The following is a 16889-nucleotide window of genomic DNA, read 5'->3' on the forward strand; positions in this document are numbered from 1 at the left end:
CCGATGCCGAGCCGTCAGCTGAGCGAGGTTGTCGTCGTCGGTGCCGGCGTGGCCGGGACCCGCGCGGCGGAAACCCTGCGACAGGAGGGCTACGACGGTGGCCTGACCATCGTGGGGGCGGAGCGGCACGCCCCGTACCACCGGCCGCCGCTGTCCAAGAAACTGCTCACCGGCCAGGTGCACCGCGCCGGCGTCGACCTCGCGCCGCAATTCGAGTTGGAGGCGCGCGTATTGCGGGGCGCGTCGGCGATCAAGCTGGACCTGTCCTCGCGCACCGTCCATCTCCGTGACGAAAACCAGGACTTGGCATTGCAATTCGATGGGCTGGTGATCGCCAGCGGCGCGACGCCGCGGCAATGGCCCGGTGCGCCGGTCCCCGACGGGGTGCTGACGCTCCGCACCGTCGAGGACTGCCTGGCCATCCGGGAACGCCTGCGCTCGCGCGCGCGGGTGGTCGTCGTCGGCGGCGGGTTCATCGGTGCCGAGGTGGCTGCCAGTTGCCGATCGATCGGGCTGGACGTGGTCCTGGTGGAGAAGGCGGCCAGCCCGCTGCTGGCGGCGTTGGGCAAGGAGCTCGCGCCCCGCTGGGCCGAGCTGCACCGCCAGCACGGTGTGGACGTTCGGCTCGGCGTGGGCGTCGAGGCCTTCGTCGGCAACGGGCGGGTCGAGGCGGTTCGGCTGACCGATGGTTCGCGCGTTCCGGCCGATGTCGTCATCGTCGGCCTCGGCGTCACTCCCGCGACCGACTGGTTGGACGGCTCGGGGTTGCGCGTGGACGACGGTGTGGTCTGCGACGCCACGGGCGCGGCGGAGGGCGACACCGGGGACGCCGCCGTCGTCGCCGCCGGTGATGTCGCGCGCTGGTGGCATCCGCTGTACGAGCGGCACCTGCGCACCGAGCACTGGGACGACGCCGGGCGTCAGGGCGCGGTCGCGGCACGGACGCTGTTGGCGGGCCCCGACCGCGCCGAGACCTTCGACGAGTTGCCGTATTTCTGGTCCGACCAGTATGACGTCAAAGTCCAAATGCTGGGTGTCCCAACGGGTTACGACGAGATCGAGGTCATCGAAGGTGATCCCGACGCGTGGGAGTTCGTCGCCGCGTACGGCCTGGGTGGCCGCACCATCGCGGTGCTGGGAACCATTCCCAATCGGGTGTACGCCTACCGCGACGCCATCACCAAGCCTGCCGAGTTTCCGCCGAAGCGGGCGGAGTGAGAAGCGAGGGCGTTCGCGCGTCGTCATGATGTACGCGTGACGGTGAACAAGACCAACGCGGTACTGCGGGTCGGCAGGTTCGAACCCACTTTCGCCGAGGAGCTGGCCCTGCGATACGACGTCCCCTCGCTTCCCGACGGCCGGGAGCGCACCCGGTTCCTGGCCGACCATGCGGCCGGCGTCCGGGTGGTCGTGACCTCGGGGCAGCCCGGCGTCGATGCCGACACCATCGCGGCGCTGCCCAACCTGGAGGCGATCGTCAACAACGGAGCCGGCGTGGACGCGATCGACCTGGAGGCGGCGAAGCGCCGCGGCATCGGCGTGAGCAATACGCCGGATGTGCTGTCGGACACGGTCGCCGACACGGCGCTGGGCTTGATCCTGATGACGCTGCGCCGTTTTGGCGCCGCCGACCGCTACGTGCGCGCGGGTCGATGGGCGCGCGGCGGACAGTTTCCCTATGCCAGGGACGTCAGCGGCCTGCAGGTCGGCATCCTCGGGTTGGGCAGGATCGGGTCGGCCATCGCGACCAGGCTGCTCGGCTTCGACTGCGCCATCGCGTATCACAACCGCCACCGAATCGATGAGTGCCCGTACCGCTATGCGGAGTCGCCGGCGCGGCTGGCCCAGTCGGTCGATGTTCTGGTGGTCGCCACCACAGGCGACCACCGGACGCGCAAGCTGGTCGACCGCACCGTCCTGGAGGCGTTGGGCCCCGAGGGCTACTTGATCAACATCGCGCGTGGCAGCGTCGTCGACCAGGAAGCGCTGGTGGAGTTGCTCGTGGGCGGCGGGTTGGCGGGAGCCGGGCTGGACGTCTTCGCCGACGAACCCCATGTGCCGGCCGAGCTGTTGAGCCTGGACAACGTCGTGGTGTTCCCTCACATCGGCAGCGCAACCGCGCGGACCCGCAGGGCGATGGCGTTGCTCGCGATTCGCAACCTCGACAGTTACCTGGACACCGGAGAGCTGGTGACACCGGTATTGCGTCCGCGTCGATGACGTCGCCGTTTCGGTCGAGTGTTTTGCAGGAGGCGAAGCGCGCCGGCGGCAGCCTTGTTTGTCACCATCCGGCGCGCGAGGCAGTCGGCGAGGCGTCGCGGCGGGGAATGGATCGGCCGGCCCGCCGTGTTGAGAGGGCCATGACCGACGGGATTGAGCTCAGCCCCAGGGATTGGGTGCGCGAGCAGACCGAGCGAATTCTGCACCAGGGCACGACGGACGGGGTCGAGATCCTCGACCGACCCGTCGTCCTGATGACGGTCACGGGCGCCAAGTCCGGCAAGCAGCGGTACGTGCCGCTGATGCGCGTCGAAAACGGCGGTCGGTACGCCATGGTGGCCTCCCAGGGCGGCGCCCCCACCCACCCGTCGTGGTACTTCAACGTCAAGGCCAATCCGGCGGTGACGGTGCAGGACGGCGAGAAGGTTGTGGCCCTCACCGCCCGCGAGCTGGACGGCGCCGAGCGGGAGGAGTGGTGGCGGCTGGCCGTCGAAGCGTTCCCGCCGTATGCCGAGTACCAGACCAAGACGGCCAGGCAGATCCCGGTCTTCGTGCTCGAGTAACACCGGCGCGCCACCGGCTATAACCAACGTCACATCTCGGCGAGGCATGACCCGCCGACGGGCGGGTATTCACGGCTGGCCGTGAGAGCCCAACATGAGTGAGACGATTCAACGCCAGCTCGGCGAAACCGACAGCCCGATCGAGGACCGGCTCGAGGACGCCTTCTGCAGGATGCTGGGCGAGGGCACCCAGCGCATGCACCGCACCTGGCGCGGGGTGCTGGTCACCGGCTTCTTCGGGGGCACCGACGTCGCGCTGGGCGTACTCGCCTACCTATCCGTCCTGCACGCCACCCACCAACCGCTGCTGGCGGGTTTGGCGTTCTCGATCGGCTTCCTGGCGCTTCTGCTCGGCCACAGCGAGCTGTTCACGGAGGGCTTCTTGGTGCCCGTCGTCACCGTCGCCGCGAAACGTGCCAGCCTCCTGCAGCTGCTCAGACTATGGGGCGGCACGCTGTTGGCCAACCTCGCCGGCGGCTGGGTGATCATGTGGCTGATCATGACCGCGTTCCCCCAGCTCCACGAGCAGACGGTCGCGTCGGCCACCCACTTCGCCACGGCACCCGTGTCGGCACAAACCTTGGCGCTGTCCGTACTCGGCGGCATGGCGATCACCTTGATGACCCGGATGCAACAGGGCACCGAGTCGGTGCCCGGCAAGATCGCCGCCGCCGTCGCTGTGGCTTTCCTCCTGGCCGGTCTGCAGCTCTTCCACTCGATCCTGGACTCGCTGCTGATCTTCGGTGCGCTAGCTGCTGGGCGCGCGCCGTTCGGTTACCTCGACTGGCTGGGATGGTTCGCCTATACGGCGGCCGGCAATGTCGTGGGCGGCCTCGGTCTGGTGACGCTGCTGCGGCTGTTGCGCAGCAAGGATCGGCTGCAGGAGGAGCGCGCAGCCGTCGATGCCGCATGATCGCGCCGGCCGGCCCGAATCCTGGTGCCGCACCCGCGAACTCAGCTGAGTGCAAGCTGTGGCCGAAGCGAGACGCGGACGGGTTATCGATCGGGCCGCGACTGGGTATGTGTACCGCATGACCGCAGATCCACCGATGGCCGCCACTCCGGCGCGATTCGCCCGCGCGGGCGCCGCCGACGCCCTCACGGCAACAGAATTGCGGCGCGCATTGCGCGGGTGGCTGCGCGAGGCGACCGCAGTGCCTGCGGCCGTGTGCGACGACATCATCTTGGGCGCCGGTGAAGCGCTGGCGAATTGCGTCGAGCACGCATACCGCACGCATCCCACCGCCGGCACCATGGAGCTCGAGGCCAGCCACGATCCCGCCGCGCGATCGATCAGCGTGTGCGTCAGCGACCGCGGGACCTGGCATCGGCCCTCACCGGCCAAACCCAACGATCCTCGGGCGTCGCGCGGCATCATGTTGATGCACGCATTGGCCGATCACTGCACCATCGACGCGCGCCCCAGCGGCACCAGGGTGTGCCTGGATTACACCACCGATCCAGTTATGTTGCGAGACAACGCTACTGGCGTCTAGTGACGCGGCGGAGGCAGCCCGGGCACCGGCGCGGACAAGCCTTCGCGGATCCCGCGATCTATCTCTTCCCGTGGATCTGCGTCGCCCGGAGCCGGTCCTCGGCAGCCGCAGCGGAGCCCGCCGTAGGGGTTCGGCCCGGCGTCGACCCCGTCCGGGCCGGCGTGCGCCGGTGCCGTGCCCCCAACACAGCAGCCGACAGCAATGGCCAAGCAACCCAGCAGTTTCGACATTGAAATCGACATTGCGGCACCTCCGTCAGCACCCGACATCGCCCGTATCTGGAATGACGCGGCCGAAAGGCTGTTCGTTCCAACGTCATCCCAGCCGGGCGGGGGTGACCGGCGGCGCGCGTTGTCACGCCGCTACGGCGCGCTCCAGCTCCTTCAGCGACGTCTCCAGGTGAGCGAGCAGCCGCTGCAGGTGCGGGACGCTGCGGCGGCAGCCGACCAGACCGAAGTCCAGGTTGCCGGCGTTGTTGGTCACCGTGATGTTGACCGCCTGCCCGTCGAGCGGGATCGACAGCGGATAGTTGCCGTCCAGCCGGGCGCCGCGCCAGTACAGCGGCTCGGACGGTCCGGCTGACACGTTCGAGATGACGATGTTGAACGGCGGGGAGGCCGCCGAGAGATATCCGGGTATCAGCCCGAAGAACAGCCCCCCGATGTTGAACGCCGACAGGGCCAGCTGTTGCGCCGGGGGCAGCTGCTGGAACACCTCCTTGGTGTCGCGAATCGACGAGCTGATGACGTCCAGCCGCTGCGCCGGGTCGTCGAGGTCGGTGGCCAGGTTGCACAGGAAGGTACCGACCATGTTGCCCCCGCGGTCGTCGTCGTCCTTGCGGAGGTTGACCGGCACCATCGCCGTCAGCGGGGCGTCCGGCAGGGCGCCCTGCTCGAGCAGGTAGGCCCGCAGCGCCCCGGCGGACATGGCCAGCACCACGTCGTTCACCGTCACGCCGGCGGCCGACTTGACCGCCTTGATGCGGTCCAGCGACCACGACTGCGCGGCCACGCGTCGAGCGCCGCCGATCCGGACGTTGAACATGCTGCGCGGCGCCCGGAAGGGGAGGGTCAGCTGTTGTTCGAGTAGCGCGGCCCGGGCGAGCCGCACCGTCGACGGCGCCAACGCCAGCGCGGACCCCGCGGTGCGGCCGACCCGCCCCAGCAGCGACGGCCGGTTACGGCGCCCGCTGCGCCGGCGCGGCGGGAGGTCCCAAGGGACCCGCACTTCGTCGTCCTCCGGGTCGGGGGTGAAGGCGCGTTGCACCAGCCGCAGCGCCGACACGCCGTCCATCAGGGAGTGGTGGTACTTGGTGTAGACGGCGTACCGCCCGTCCTGCAGTCCCTCCACGAGGTGGGCTTCCCAGAGCGGACGGTGACGGTCGAGCAGGCTGCCGTGCAGCCGCGAAGCCAGCTCCAGCAGGTCGCGGACGCGTCCCGGCTCCGGCAGGGCCGAGCGGCGGAGGTGGTAATCGAGCTCGACCTCCCTGTCGAACGACCACGCGACGTTGGTGATGCCGCCGAAGAAGGCCGGGTGCTTGCGGAACGTCGGCTGAACTTCGGTGCACTCGAGCATCGCCTGATAGGACTCGCGGACGAAGTGCGGACCGGCGTCCTCGGGCGGCTCGAAGAGCTGCAGCGACCCCACGTGCATCGGATGCTCGCGTGACTCGCCGATGAGGAACAGCGCGTCCGTCGGTGATATCGGTTCCATGTTGGTCGCCCCCATTCCTTCCGGGTATGCCGTCCGCCCGACACCCGCTCTATCTCCTATTAACCGAAGCAGGCGTCGGCCACACCCGAACCCGCGGCGGCGGGATCACGGAAGGCGGCGGTGATCTCACCGACCCGCGGGTCGGCGCGCAACTGCTCGAGTGTTTCCGGCAGCGGCAGCCGCCAGTTCGGGTATTCGTCGACGGTTCCGGGCAGGTTGGGCTGTCGGAGCTCGGCGACCACGTCGTATGGCGCGATCAGCCTCAGCCGGCTCGGGGTCGCGGCCAAAAAGCGGTGCATCGCGACGATGATCGCTGCGTCATCCGGCTCGGCGGTCCCCAGCAACCCTTCCGAGCGCAGCAGCGCCAGCCACTCGGCCCGCTCCCTGTCGGCCGCGGCCTGCTCAGCGGGCACATCGTCGAGCAGGCCGAGTTCTGCGCGCGCCCGGACGTGTTCGCCGCGCAGGAATCCGGCCGCCGTGGGCAGGTCGTGCGTCGAGATGCTCGCCGCCGCCCGCGCCGGCCACCTGGCCGACGGCAACAGCGGCTGACCGGGCGCGTCCTCGTCGCGGGTGAACCACGAGACCGCAGACCCGAGCATGCCGTTTCCGGCGAGGGCTTGCGTGACCTCCGGTTCGACGGTGCCGAGATCCTCGCCGACCACGGTTGCCCCGGCGCGGTGCGCTTCCAGCGCCAGGACCGCGAGCATCACGTCGGCGTCGTAGTGCACGTAGGTTCCCCGATCCGGGCTGTCGCCCGGAGGGATCCACCAGAGCCGCCACAGGCCGGCGACATGGTCGATGCGCAGGCCGTCGGCGTGGGCGAGGACGGCGCGCAGGACGTCCCGCAGCGCGGCGTAACCGGTGGCGGCGAGCCGGTCGGGTCGCCAGGGCGGTAGTCCCCAGTCCTGGCCGCGCGGTGTGAAGTTGTCCGGCGGCGCTCCGACGCTCACCCCCGTGGCGAACACGTCGGCCAGCGCCCACGCATCGGCGCCTTCGGGATCGACCCCGACCGGCAGGTCGTGCAGCACACCCAGCGCCATGCCGGCGGCGCGGGCGGTGTCCCGCACGGCGGCCAGCTGCTCGGCGCACCGTTCCTGCACCCACGCGTGGAAGGCGAGCCTGGGGGCCAGCTCGCCGCGCGCCGCCGCCACGGCCGGTCCGGTGACATGGCGCAGCGGTTCGGGCCATCGGGTCCACCGGCCGCCGTGCCGCTCCGCCAGCGCGCAGTAGGTCGCCCAGTCCCGCAATCCGCCGGAGTTCGGCGAAGCATCCAGGGGGCTGGGCCGGCCCTCGGCCCGCCAGAGCACTTCGAGTGCGGCCCGCTTGGCCGCCCAGACCAGGTCGTAGTCGATGCGCGGCGTGCTCGCCGAGACGCTCAACGCATCCAGCTCCGCCCGGGTGGCCGGGTCGGCACGCCGGTAGGCGGCGAGGTCTTGGATCCGCAGCGCCAACGGGTTGGCGAAACGGCGGCTCGACGGGGTGTAGGGCGAGGCCTGGACCGGGTGGGTGGGTCCCGGCGCGTGCAGCGGATTGAGCAGAACGGCGCCCGCCCCGTGCTCGGAAGCGGTCCAATCGATGAACTCCCGCAGATCCCCCAGGTCTCCTATTCCCCAGGAGCCGGCCGACCGCAACGCGTAGAGCTGCAGCATCCAGCCCCAGGTGGGGGGGGCCTGCGGCACCTGGGCCGGGGCCGCCACCACGGTGGCCTCCCGGCCGTCCCGCGTGTGCAGGCGGTACCAGCCCGGGACCAGCTCGCCGGGGAGCTCGTCGCGGACCTCGATCCGCTCGCCGTCCTCGCCCACCAGGAGGGCGGCACCGGCCCGCGTCTGCGGCCGTCCCCCGACGCGAACGGCGACTGTCGGCGGCAGCAGTCCCGCGCGATCACGCTCGTCCAGCCTGGCCAGCTCGCGGCGCCGGCCGGCCTCGGTGCCGGCGTCGACTTCGAGCAGGCCGAGCACGCGGATCACGACGTCGGAATCGACCTCGACCGGCTCGCGTCGCTCGTTGCGGTAGGAGGTGGCGACGCCGTGCGCGGCGGCCAACCGGCGCAGGTCGTCCGAAACGGGCTTGGGACGCGCGATCACGGGGTCCACTCCGGCACGCCGGCGCAACTGAGGGGGGCGCCGCGGCGGCGCCGACGTTCAGGCATTGGGCGGGTATACCCGGCCCGGTGTCTCTCACACCTGCGTGGCGAGTGCGGGCGTCGAATCAGTCTGCGCGGCTTAGATTCTGGGCAGCGGCGAAGGCATGACGGATGGTCGGAGCGGGATTTGCGCCCAGCGTCGGCAGGCCGTGGGGCGTCGCCGCGAACCGGCCGGATAGACTGACGGGCCAGAAACTCGCGCGGCTGAGGTCACACGCCGCTGAGCCCAGCAAGAGTCCACGTCAGGGGTTGTGCCGTGCCCGAAAATCAGAGCGAAGCCACCGGCTTGGAGCCGCACTTCGAGGACGTGCAGGCGCACTACGACCTGTCCGACGAATTCTTCGAGCTTTTCCTGGATCCCACGCGGACTTACAGCTGCGCCTATTTCGAGCGCGACGACATGACGCTCGAAGAGGCGCAGCTCGCCAAGGTCGACCTCTCGCTGGGCAAGCTCGGCCTGGAACCGGGCATGACGCTGCTGGACATCGGGTGCGGCTGGGGCACGACGATCGTTCGCGCGCTCGAGCGCTACGACGTCAACGTCGTCGGCCTGACGCTGAGCCGCAACCAGCAGGCGCACGTGCAACAGCGGCTGGACCGGCATCCGAGCACGCGGAGCAAGCGCGTGCTGCTGCGGGGCTGGGAACAGTTCGACGACAAGGTGGACCGCATCGTGTCGATCGGCGCGTTCGAGCACTTCGGGCGCGACCGCTACCCCGACTTCTTCAAGATGGCCTACCAGGCGCTCCCCGCCGACGGCGTGATGCTGTTGCACACCATCATCAAGCCCAGCGAGGACGAGTTCGCCGAGCGCGGACTGCCCATCACGATGACCAAGCTGCGCTTCATGAAATTCATCATGGACGAGATCTTCCCGGGCGGGGACCTGCCCAACGCCGAGGCCGTCGAGCAGCACGCCGAAAATGCCGGCTTCGCCGTCAAACGGGTCCAGCAGTTGCGCCTGCACTACGCCCGCACGCTGGACACCTGGGCGGCCGCGCTCGAAGCGCACCGTGACGAGGCCATCGCGATTCAGTCGCAAGAGGTTTACGACCGGTACATGAAATACCTCACCGGGTGCGCCGACCTGTTCCGCGAGGGCTACACCGACGTCGCGCAGTTCACGCTCGCCAAGGGCTGAACGGCCCTGCGCGGTTTATCAGCGCACCCCGGCGGGTAATTCCACGAGCAACAACCTGATTCGGTAACCGTCGGCGTCCGTCGGCGCAAAACCGCAGGAGGGACTGATCGTGGGCGCCAAGCATCGCCTGACCGAGCCGTCAGAGCAAAGACAACCGTCGGCGCGGCCGGGCGTGTGGCGCAGCATGTGGGGCGCTGCCGCCGTGTGCGAGTTCGTCACCGGTGCGGTGGTGTGCGCCGCATGCCTGACGGCGTTGGTGACCAACGCGGCCGAACCCGAAAAACCAACGGTCGAGGCCACACTGGGCCCGGCTCCGGTCCCGCTGCCGGTGCGCCAGGAGGGGACCGTGATCGCGGTGTCCGCGGACTCGGTGACCGCGCGCAGCGCGGACGGGTTCACCCAGACCTACCTCGTCACCCCCGACACGACGCTCATCATCACCGGCGAGGGCGCCCGATCCGTGTCCACCGCAACACATTTCGCGATCAACGACCACGTCGACATCATCGGAACGATCAGGAACGGCACGGCGCAGGCCACCGCGGTGGCCGACCGCGGGCTGGCGAACGGGGACGGGCCACCGATGGATCACGTTGCGGCGCAACCCGTCAGCGCCGCCTCCGCCGGCTCCTGAGTGCTACCCGCCGGCCAGATGCGCGCTGCCGTCGTCTAGGTCGTCGCGGCGCAGGCTCATCGGCGTTGCGGCGGGGATGTCGCCGCCCGCGATGACCGCCCGGGTGATCGGGGTGAGCGCCTGGAACAGCTTCTCGACCTCGTCGTCGGTGAGCGCGTCGAGCGCCGACAGGGCGAGGGTGTCCGTGCCGGATTCGATCTCGTCCTTCACTCGGCGCCCGGCCTCGGTGAGCGAGCCGTCGTCGGTGAGCAAGCCCCGCTCGGCCAGCCGCTGCTCGTGCTGCCGCCACCCCGCCTCGTCATAATCGCGCGTGCGGGCGATGTAGTCACGCTGGACCCGGCCGGCCGCGGCATGCAGCACGTTGGATTCCCGGCCCGAGACGCCGGCGGCGGTCAGCACGGCCACGTGGCCATCGCCACGATGCTCGCGCAACAGCGTGGCCGCATGCCACAACGCGGCCAGCGGATCCTCCGGCCAGGGCAGCGCCAGGTTCGCGGCGAACAGCGGTCGCCCGTCGACGGGCGCGCGGCGCGCCGCACGGCCCGCCAATTCCGCCGCCACAGAGACATTTTCATCCGCCTCGACGCCGTAGCGGCGCAGCGCCGCCACGGCGGATTCCCGCCTTGCCCGCAGCGCGGCCTCCGGTCCGGCGATCTCCCACGCGGCCGGGAGGGCCTTGGCGACCCGCTCCGGTGCGAAGTTGTAGAAGGTCGCGGCCACCACCTCGCGCGGCACCATGCCCAGTGGCGCCGATCGCGCGGCGAAGTAGCCCATCCAGAAACCGCGGTAGCCCAGCCCGTCCAGCGCCGCCCGCGCTTCCGGCGCGAAGTACGTCACGGCGTGCACCGGCTCGAACCGGTCGAAGAAGCGTCGCGCCAACCCTGGTTCCCTACGCACAATCGCAGTCAATCATCCGCCGGTGCGCCCGGAACGGGCGGGCTCATTGACCCTTCAGGCTGCCGATCCGAAGCGAAAAGTCCGTACGCGGGGATGACGGCTTGCCCTCCACGGTTTCGACGTAGCGCCGGGGATCGCGGTCGACGATCGCCAATCCTTCGGTGGTGGGATGCTCGGCCATGAATTCGCTGTATTGCCGGCCCAGGGCTTCGCGGAGGCCGATCGGGGCATTGCGCCGGAAGTCCGCCAATCCCTCGCGCTCCTCTTCACCCATGTGGTCGTCGTTGGCCGATCGCGTTCGGTCAACCGCCGCCCACCATGCCTCGGTGCCGACATTCGCGGCGTTGGCGTCGCGCACCCCGTCCCGAATGTCGTTGTGGTCACCGATGGCGTCGAGCGTCTCGCCCTCGGGATCGTCGGCGCCACGCTTCAGCAGCTGCGGGTAGAAGATCTTCTCCTCGATGTAGGCGTGTACGTCGAGCTTGTCGGCGAGCGGACGCCACACCCGCTCGATCGCCGGGTAATTGACCGGTTCCTGCGCGCGCAGCGCGTCCAGCTTCGCGAATTGTTCGCGGAACCAGTCATGATCGCCACGGATCGCGACGGTGATGTCAGCCATTGATGCCATCGTGGCCATGCGCGGGGGACCAGTCAACCCGCGCACGACTCATCGAAATCATTAAGCCCGGTCTCAGCAACAGCCCCCGCTGCGGTGGTAGAAGTCGTTGGGGGAATCAGTCAGGGAAAGGGAGTGCGGCAGTGGATACCGAGACCGTCGACCGCCAATTCGGCGTGCTGCAGAACCAGGCTCAACAAACCGCGGCCTTGATCCGGGCGCTGGCCGAAAAATTGTCCACCGCGGCGGCCGCGGGCGACACCAATGCCCGCGAATGGGGGCTGGACCTCAAGGAGATCGCGCTGGCGATCCGCGACGAGCAGAGCACCACCACGGGGCTCCTCCAGGCGATTCATTCGCTGGTCGACGGTCACGTCGCGGCGGCCGAACCGCCCTACTACCCGCCCCCTGCCCAGTACGCCCAGGCGCCGCAATACCAGGCCCCGTACCAACCGCAGTACCAGCAGCCCGCCCCGGCCGGGGGCGGGGCGTTGCAGCGCTTCCTCGGCGGACGGTTCGGTCAGGCGATCGTCACCGGCGCAGGCATCGGCATCGGCGACGACCTCGTCAACAGCATCTTCGACAGGCTTTGACCTGCAACGGCATTCGGCCACACAAAGGCGCGGCATGGAACCTGTGGGCTCCGCTCGAAACGGCCACCGATATGTGATCGTCGGTGCCGGCGCGATCGGCGGCACTGTGGGGGCCGTGCTGACGCGGGTCGGTGCTCCGACGGTGCTGATCGCCCGGGGCCGGCACGCCGAGGTGCTGGCCGACGCGGGTCTGAGGCTGAGGACGCCCGACGGGACATTTACCACCCCGGTGGTGGCCGCGTCCCGGCCCGAGGACGTGCGGTTGACCGAGCGCGACGTGCTGGTCTTCGCCACCAAGACCCAGCAACTCGAGGCCGCCCTGCAGGAATGGGTGGACCGGCCCGTGCACGGCTCGGATGGCGCGGTCGGGACCGCGGGTGAGCGACTGCCGGCGATGACGGCGCTCAATGGGGTTGCGGCCGAGGAGAAGTCGTTGCGCTACTTCCGTCGCGTGTTCGGCGTCTGTGTCTGGCTGCCCGCGGTGCACCTGGAGCCGGGCGAGGTGATCGTGCGGTCGTGGCCGGTGGTCGGCCAGTTCCATGTCGCGCGCTGGCCGGCTGCGCTCAGCACCCCGGACGACGCCGACTTCCTGACTCGCCTCAGCCGGCAGTGGAGCGGTGCGGGAATCCGTATACGACTGCCCGAAGACGTCGCACCCTGGAAGTACAACAAGCTGCTGAGCAACCTCGGCAACGCCGTCGGCGCCCTGACCGCCGAGACGGCCGACGCACGCGAGGTGGTGGCCGCGGTCCGCAGGGAGGGCGAAGACGTGCTGCGGCGCGCGGGAATCGAATTCGTCTCGTTCGACACCTCGACGGCGGCGCGGGCCGACGGGCCGACCATACGGCCGGTACCCGGATGGAATGCGGGACCGAGCAATTCCACCTGGCAGTCCTTCAGCCGCAACACCGGTGACACCGAGACCGACTTCCTCAACGGGGAGATCGTCCGCATCGCCCACCGGCACGGCATGACGGCGCCGCGCAACGCGGCGCTGGCTCGCGCGGCGCGCACCGCCGTGCGCAAGGGGCTGGGGCCGGGCCACTACTCGGCGGCGCAACTGGCCGAACTCGTCGGCGTCGACACACCCTCACCCGCAGCGGACTGACATCCCGGGCAGTCGTGTCCTATTGCGTGTGCCGCGTCGGGCTCTGCGCCGATTCCCACTTCGCGGCGAGCGACCTGGTGACCGTGGTGCCGGGGGACAGGTCGACCTCGAAGGTTTCACCCGCGTCGCCCTCGAGGGTTACGCGGTAGCGCCCATCGGTGAACTTCTTGAATACCACTCTGCGCGGCTGGTCGTCGACGGCGATGATGTCGCCGGGCGCGACGTCGTCGATTCGGTCGTTACCGGAAACGTCAGTCATGATCTCGACGGTAGCCGGTCGCGGCGCAGCCCCGCCCGGCGCCCGGACCCGCTATTTGGTCATCTGCACCAGGAACTCGTGGCACCGCTGCGCGCGCTTGGAATCCTCGGCCATCACGTCTTCGAAGAACGACGCGATGTCGTCGCGCCCCGCGTTCTTCGCGTCGCGCACATACTGCCCGTAATCGTGCCCGGCCTTCAGCGAGTGGTACTGCACCGAAACGAGGTCGAAAGTCACGTCGTCGAAGCCGGTTTCGCCTGTCGCCACTGGAATCCTCCTTGGTCCGTTGGTTCGTCACCCCGGGCCTACCCGTGAGCGGCGCGGCTAAACCGGCGATCCCGTACAGACGCCCGTTACCGGCGTCTCGCCGCGCTGTCACCTGACGGACGCGCATTGTTTGCCCGCGGTCAACCGGCGGGCGGGTTGGGTCTGCAAACCTTGACCGACGCTCCCAGACCAGGAGTCGCCGCGAATCAAGGAAGGGCGGCCATGACCGAACACTTGCGCGCTTACAACAGCCTGTGGCAGGTCCGCAGCGACTCATGGTGCCGGTTGGAGGAGGCCGCCGATCGCCTGACGCGCCCCACCACCGAGGGCGAGTTGAAAGCCAAGTGCATCAACACCTGCCAGGAATTGCTCACGCGCCTGAGCGCTCTCGAGCCCTACTGGGCCTATCCCGGATCGCCGCAATTCGCGCGCGTGCAAAGGCTTTTCGCCGGGGGCAGCTATGACAAGTTCGCGCAGGCCCTGGTGCAGATCAATCGCGCGCTGACCACCGAGTCGTACCGCTCGGGCGATGTGGAGAACGCCGGGTCCGACGATCTCGACATGTTTCCGTCCGATCCGCGCCAGCTCGTCGAACATCAACCGCCCACGCAGCGCGACCGCCCCTATTTCGAGGTGCTCGTCGTCGAGAAGATGACCGAAGACCAGGAGCGGGCCCTGCGCAACGAGGTCCGCAAGTGGCGGCGCCCCGACGACGAATTCGTCTACGAGCTGGTGGTGGTGTCCAGCGGCGACGAGGCGCTGATCGCGGCGCGGCTCAACGTCAACCTGCAGGCGGTGGTGATCCGCCGGCGCTTCTCGCACCAATCGACCCGGGACCTCTCGGCGCTGGCGGAGTTCGTCGACACCGGCGTGTCGCACGAGTTGGCGGATCACCAGTCTCCCGAGGAACGCGCTCAGATCCTCGCGGTTTCCCTGGCCAAGTTGCGGCCCGAACTCGACCTGTACCTGATGACCGAAATCGAGGTGGAGGACATCGCCGGACGGCTAGGCCAGTATTTCCGCCGGGTCTTTCACGCGCGGGAAGGCATGCTGGAACTGCACCTGTCGATCCTGCAGGGCGTGGCGGCGCGCTACCGCACCCCGTTCTTCAGCGCGCTCAAGCAGTACAGCCACCGGCCCACGGGCGTCTTTCACGCCCTGCCGATTTCGCAGGGCAAGTCGATCGTCAACTCGCACTGGATCCGCGACATGGTCGGCTTCTACGGCCTGGACGTGTTCATGGCCGAGACGTCGGCGACGTGCGGCGGCCTGGACTCACTGCTCGAGCCGACCGGGCCACTGCGCGAATCTCAACAGCTCGCCGCCGAGGCGTACGGATCGCGCCACACCTACTTCGTCACCAACGGGACGTCGACGGCGAACAAGATCGTCACCCAGGCGTTGGTAGCGCCCGGCGACATCGTGCTCCTAGACCGCAACTGCCACCAGTCGCACCACTACGGGATGATGCTCGCCGGCGCCAATGTCGTCTATCTCGAGGCCTATCCGCTCAACGACTACTCGATGTACGGCGCGGTGCCGTTGCGCGAGATCAAGTCGAAGTTGTTGGCGCTTAAGCGCGCCGGCAAACTTGACCGCGTCAAGATGATGTCACTGACCAACTGCACGTTCGACGGCATCGTGTACGACGTCGATAGGGTCATGGAGGAGTGCCTGGCCATCAAGCCCGACCTGGTGTTCCTGTGGGACGAGGCGTGGTTCGCGTTCGCCCGCTTCCACCCGGTCTATCGTCAGCGGACGGCCATGGCCGCGGCGCGGGCGTTGCGGGAGCGGCTGGCCGATCCCGAGTACAAACAGCGCTTCGAGGAGTCTCTGGCGGGAAACCCGGGCGGCGACGATGACCTCCTGGACCGCCGCCTCGTTCCCGACCCGGCGCAGGCCAGGGTGCGGGTGTATGCCACCCAGTCGACGCACAAGACGCTGACGGCGTTGCGGCAGGGGTCGATGATCCATGTCTTCGATCAGGACTTCGACCAGAAGGTGGCGGAGCCGTTCCACGAGGCTTACATGGCGCACACCTCGACCTCGCCCAACTACCAGATCCTCGCGTCGCTGGACCTCGGTCGCCGACAGGTCGCGTTGGAAGGGGTCGAACTGGTGCAGCGGCAGATCGAGAACGCGATGCAGTTGCGTGACGCGATCGACAACCACCCCCTGCTCAGCAAGTACATGAGGTGCCTGCGCACTTCGGATCTGATCCCGGAGGAGTTCCGGCCTTCGGCCATCGCACAGCCGTTGCGCTCGGGCCTGCGCAACATGATGGCGGCCTGGGATCAGGACGAGTTCGTGCTCGATCCGTCGCGAATCACGCTGTACATCGGACCTACCGGTTACGACGGAGACACGTTCAAACGCCAACAGCTGATGGACCGCTACGGGATCCAGATCAACAAGACGTCGCGCAACAGCGTGCTCTTCATGACCAACATCGGCACCACGCGCAGCTCCGTCGCGTTCCTGGTGGAGGTTCTCGTCAACATCGCCCGCGAGCTGGACCAGAACATCTCCGAGATGAGTCTCGGTGAGCGCGAGCACTTCGCGCGCGCGGTCTACCGGCTTACCGAAATGTCCTTGCCGCTGCCCGATTTCAGCGGCTTTCACCAGGCTTTCCTGGACCACGGCGGAAGCGAACCGACGCCCGAAGGGGATGTCCGGCGCGCGTTCTACCTGTCCTACGACGACACCAATTGCGAATACCTGATGGGCGAGCAGATCATGGAGCGGCTCGACGCCGGGACCGACGTCGTGTCGGCGACGTATGTCACGCCCTACCCGCCGGGATTCCCGGTGCTGGTTCCGGGACAGGTGTTCAGCCGGGAGATCCTGCAGTTCATGCGTGACCTCGATACCCCCGAAATCCACGGTTATCTACCGAATTTCGGCTATCGCGTGTACACGCAGAAAGCCATCGAGATGGTCAGCGAGTCCATCGGGTTGACGACGCACAACGGTCACCGCGCCCCGGGGAGCACGGACGGGCCGGCACCGCAGAAGACGCCGAAGAAGAAGCCGGCCAAGCGCGGCGTGGCCAATGGCGAGGGGAACGTCCCGGAGGTCGGTCAGGACGAGCTGGTCGGCCAGCAGTACCCGGGTGACGCGGTGGACGCCACCGGCGCATAACACCCACCTGTGTGGGTTGACCGGCGGCAACCCCGCCGTGTCGAGACGAGTGAGGATGTCAGTTGGCATAGACTGGTCTTCGTCGCGCCGCCCGAAGC

General features: G+C 68.7%; 16 protein-coding genes. 10 read left to right on the plus strand and 6 right to left on the minus strand.

Annotated features, from left to right (window positions below):
• Positions 1-3 precede the first annotated feature (3 nt).
• From A5696_RS07110 to A5696_RS07130, 5 genes are all read left to right on the plus strand, one after another.
• Complete coding sequence (locus tag A5696_RS07110; protein ID WP_067875550.1) at positions 4-1218, plus strand: NAD(P)/FAD-dependent oxidoreductase; 1215 nt, start codon at positions 4-6, stop codon at positions 1216-1218.
• Between the two features lie 36 nt (positions 1219-1254).
• Positions 1255-2220 (plus strand): 2-hydroxyacid dehydrogenase, encoded by a 966-nt coding sequence (locus A5696_RS07115; RefSeq protein ID WP_067875554.1) that lies wholly within the window; start codon positions 1255-1257, stop codon positions 2218-2220.
• A gap of 140 nt (positions 2221-2360) precedes the next feature.
• Positions 2361-2783: a nitroreductase family deazaflavin-dependent oxidoreductase gene (locus A5696_RS07120; RefSeq protein ID WP_067875557.1), complete on the plus strand. Its 423-nt coding sequence runs from the start codon at positions 2361-2363 to the stop codon at positions 2781-2783.
• Positions 2784-2877: 94 nt separating this feature from the next.
• Positions 2878-3696 (plus strand): formate/nitrite transporter family protein, encoded by an 819-nt coding sequence (locus A5696_RS07125; protein ID WP_067875561.1) that lies wholly within the window; start codon positions 2878-2880, stop codon positions 3694-3696.
• A 118-nt stretch (positions 3697-3814) separates the two neighbouring features.
• Positions 3815-4279, plus strand: a complete 465-nt coding sequence (locus tag A5696_RS07130) for an ATP-binding protein (RefSeq protein ID WP_067875564.1) — start codon at positions 3815-3817, stop codon at positions 4277-4279.
• A 354-nt stretch (positions 4280-4633) separates the two neighbouring features.
• On the opposite strand, the gene A5696_RS07135 is transcribed toward A5696_RS07130, so the two are convergent.
• The gene (locus A5696_RS07135; RefSeq protein ID WP_067875752.1) at positions 4634-5992 is read right to left on the minus strand and encodes a wax ester/triacylglycerol synthase family O-acyltransferase; all 1359 of its coding nucleotides are present in this window, start codon (positions 5990-5992) and stop codon (positions 4634-4636) included.
• A gap of 59 nt (positions 5993-6051) precedes the next feature.
• Positions 6052-8076, minus strand: a complete 2025-nt coding sequence (malQ, locus tag A5696_RS07140) for a 4-alpha-glucanotransferase (protein ID WP_067875755.1) — start codon at positions 8074-8076, stop codon at positions 6052-6054.
• A 315-nt stretch (positions 8077-8391) separates the two neighbouring features.
• Between malQ and A5696_RS07145 the strand changes: the two genes are divergently transcribed.
• Together A5696_RS07145 and A5696_RS07150 are read left to right on the plus strand one after the other, a co-directional pair.
• Complete coding sequence (locus A5696_RS07145) at positions 8392-9276, plus strand: cyclopropane mycolic acid synthase family methyltransferase (RefSeq protein WP_067875566.1); 885 nt, start codon at positions 8392-8394, stop codon at positions 9274-9276.
• Positions 9277-9385: 109 nt separating this feature from the next.
• Positions 9386-9910 (plus strand): hypothetical protein, encoded by a 525-nt coding sequence (locus A5696_RS07150; protein ID WP_067875569.1) that lies wholly within the window; start codon positions 9386-9388, stop codon positions 9908-9910.
• Positions 9911-9913: 3 nt separating this feature from the next.
• Here the strand turns inward: A5696_RS07150 and A5696_RS07155 are convergent, their stop codons facing one another.
• Positions 9914-10807 (minus strand): hypothetical protein, encoded by an 894-nt coding sequence (locus tag A5696_RS07155; RefSeq protein WP_067875572.1) that lies wholly within the window; start codon positions 10805-10807, stop codon positions 9914-9916.
• Between the two features lie 43 nt (positions 10808-10850).
• The gene (locus tag A5696_RS07160; protein ID WP_067875758.1) at positions 10851-11426 is read right to left on the minus strand and encodes a hemerythrin domain-containing protein; all 576 of its coding nucleotides are present in this window, start codon (positions 11424-11426) and stop codon (positions 10851-10853) included.
• Positions 11427-11566: 140 nt separating this feature from the next.
• Between A5696_RS07160 and A5696_RS07165 the strand changes: the two genes are divergently transcribed.
• Together A5696_RS07165 and A5696_RS07170 are read left to right on the plus strand one after the other, a co-directional pair.
• On the plus strand, positions 11567-12016 hold the full coding sequence (locus A5696_RS07165; protein WP_067875576.1) for a hypothetical protein: 450 nt from the start codon (positions 11567-11569) through the stop codon (positions 12014-12016).
• A gap of 34 nt (positions 12017-12050) precedes the next feature.
• A complete protein-coding gene (locus tag A5696_RS07170) occupies positions 12051-13124 on the plus strand; it encodes a ketopantoate reductase family protein (RefSeq protein ID WP_067875579.1) in 1074 nt (357 codons plus the stop codon).
• A 19-nt stretch (positions 13125-13143) separates the two neighbouring features.
• Here A5696_RS07170 and A5696_RS07175 read toward each other — a convergent pair whose 3' ends face one another.
• Positions 13144-13383, minus strand: a complete 240-nt coding sequence (locus A5696_RS07175; protein WP_067875582.1) for a hypothetical protein — start codon at positions 13381-13383, stop codon at positions 13144-13146.
• Positions 13384-13434: 51 nt separating this feature from the next.
• Positions 13435-13650, minus strand: a complete 216-nt coding sequence (locus tag A5696_RS07180) for an acyl carrier protein (RefSeq protein WP_067875584.1) — start codon at positions 13648-13650, stop codon at positions 13435-13437.
• Between the two features lie 222 nt (positions 13651-13872).
• Between A5696_RS07180 and A5696_RS07185 the strand changes: the two genes are divergently transcribed.
• Positions 13873-16791, plus strand: a complete 2919-nt coding sequence (locus tag A5696_RS07185; protein WP_067875587.1) for an aminotransferase class I/II-fold pyridoxal phosphate-dependent enzyme — start codon at positions 13873-13875, stop codon at positions 16789-16791.
• The last annotated feature ends 98 nt before the right edge of the window (positions 16792-16889 follow it).

Source organism: Mycobacterium sp. E2699 (genome assembly GCF_001666745.1).
Taxonomy (GTDB): Bacteria; Actinomycetota; Actinomycetes; order Mycobacteriales; family Mycobacteriaceae; genus Mycobacterium.

What these genes read in the sequence shown, in the direction of transcription:
- A5696_RS07110 (WP_067875550.1), top strand. Translation starts at nt 4, where the DNA reads ATGCCGAGCCGTCAGCTGAGCGAGGTTGTCGTCGTCGGTGCCGGCGTG.
- A5696_RS07120 (WP_067875557.1), top strand. Translation starts at nt 2,361, where the DNA reads ATGACCGACGGGATTGAGCTCAGCCCCAGGGATTGGGTGCGCGAGCAG.
- A5696_RS07125 (WP_067875561.1), top strand. Translation starts at nt 2,878, where the DNA reads ATGAGTGAGACGATTCAACGCCAGCTCGGCGAAACCGACAGCCCGATC.
- A5696_RS07130 (WP_067875564.1), top strand. Translation starts at nt 3,815, where the DNA reads ATGACCGCAGATCCACCGATGGCCGCCACTCCGGCGCGATTCGCCCGC.
- A5696_RS07135 (WP_067875752.1), bottom strand. Translation starts at nt 5,992, where the DNA reads ATGGAACCGATATCACCGACGGACGCGCTGTTCCTCATCGGCGAGTCA.
- A5696_RS07160 (WP_067875758.1), bottom strand. Translation starts at nt 11,426, where the DNA reads ATGGCTGACATCACCGTCGCGATCCGTGGCGATCATGACTGGTTCCGC.
- A5696_RS07170 (WP_067875579.1), top strand. Translation starts at nt 12,051, where the DNA reads ATGGAACCTGTGGGCTCCGCTCGAAACGGCCACCGATATGTGATCGTC.
- A5696_RS07175 (WP_067875582.1), bottom strand. Translation starts at nt 13,383, where the DNA reads ATGACTGACGTTTCCGGTAACGACCGAATCGACGACGTCGCGCCCGGC.
- A5696_RS07185 (WP_067875587.1), top strand. Translation starts at nt 13,873, where the DNA reads ATGACCGAACACTTGCGCGCTTACAACAGCCTGTGGCAGGTCCGCAGC.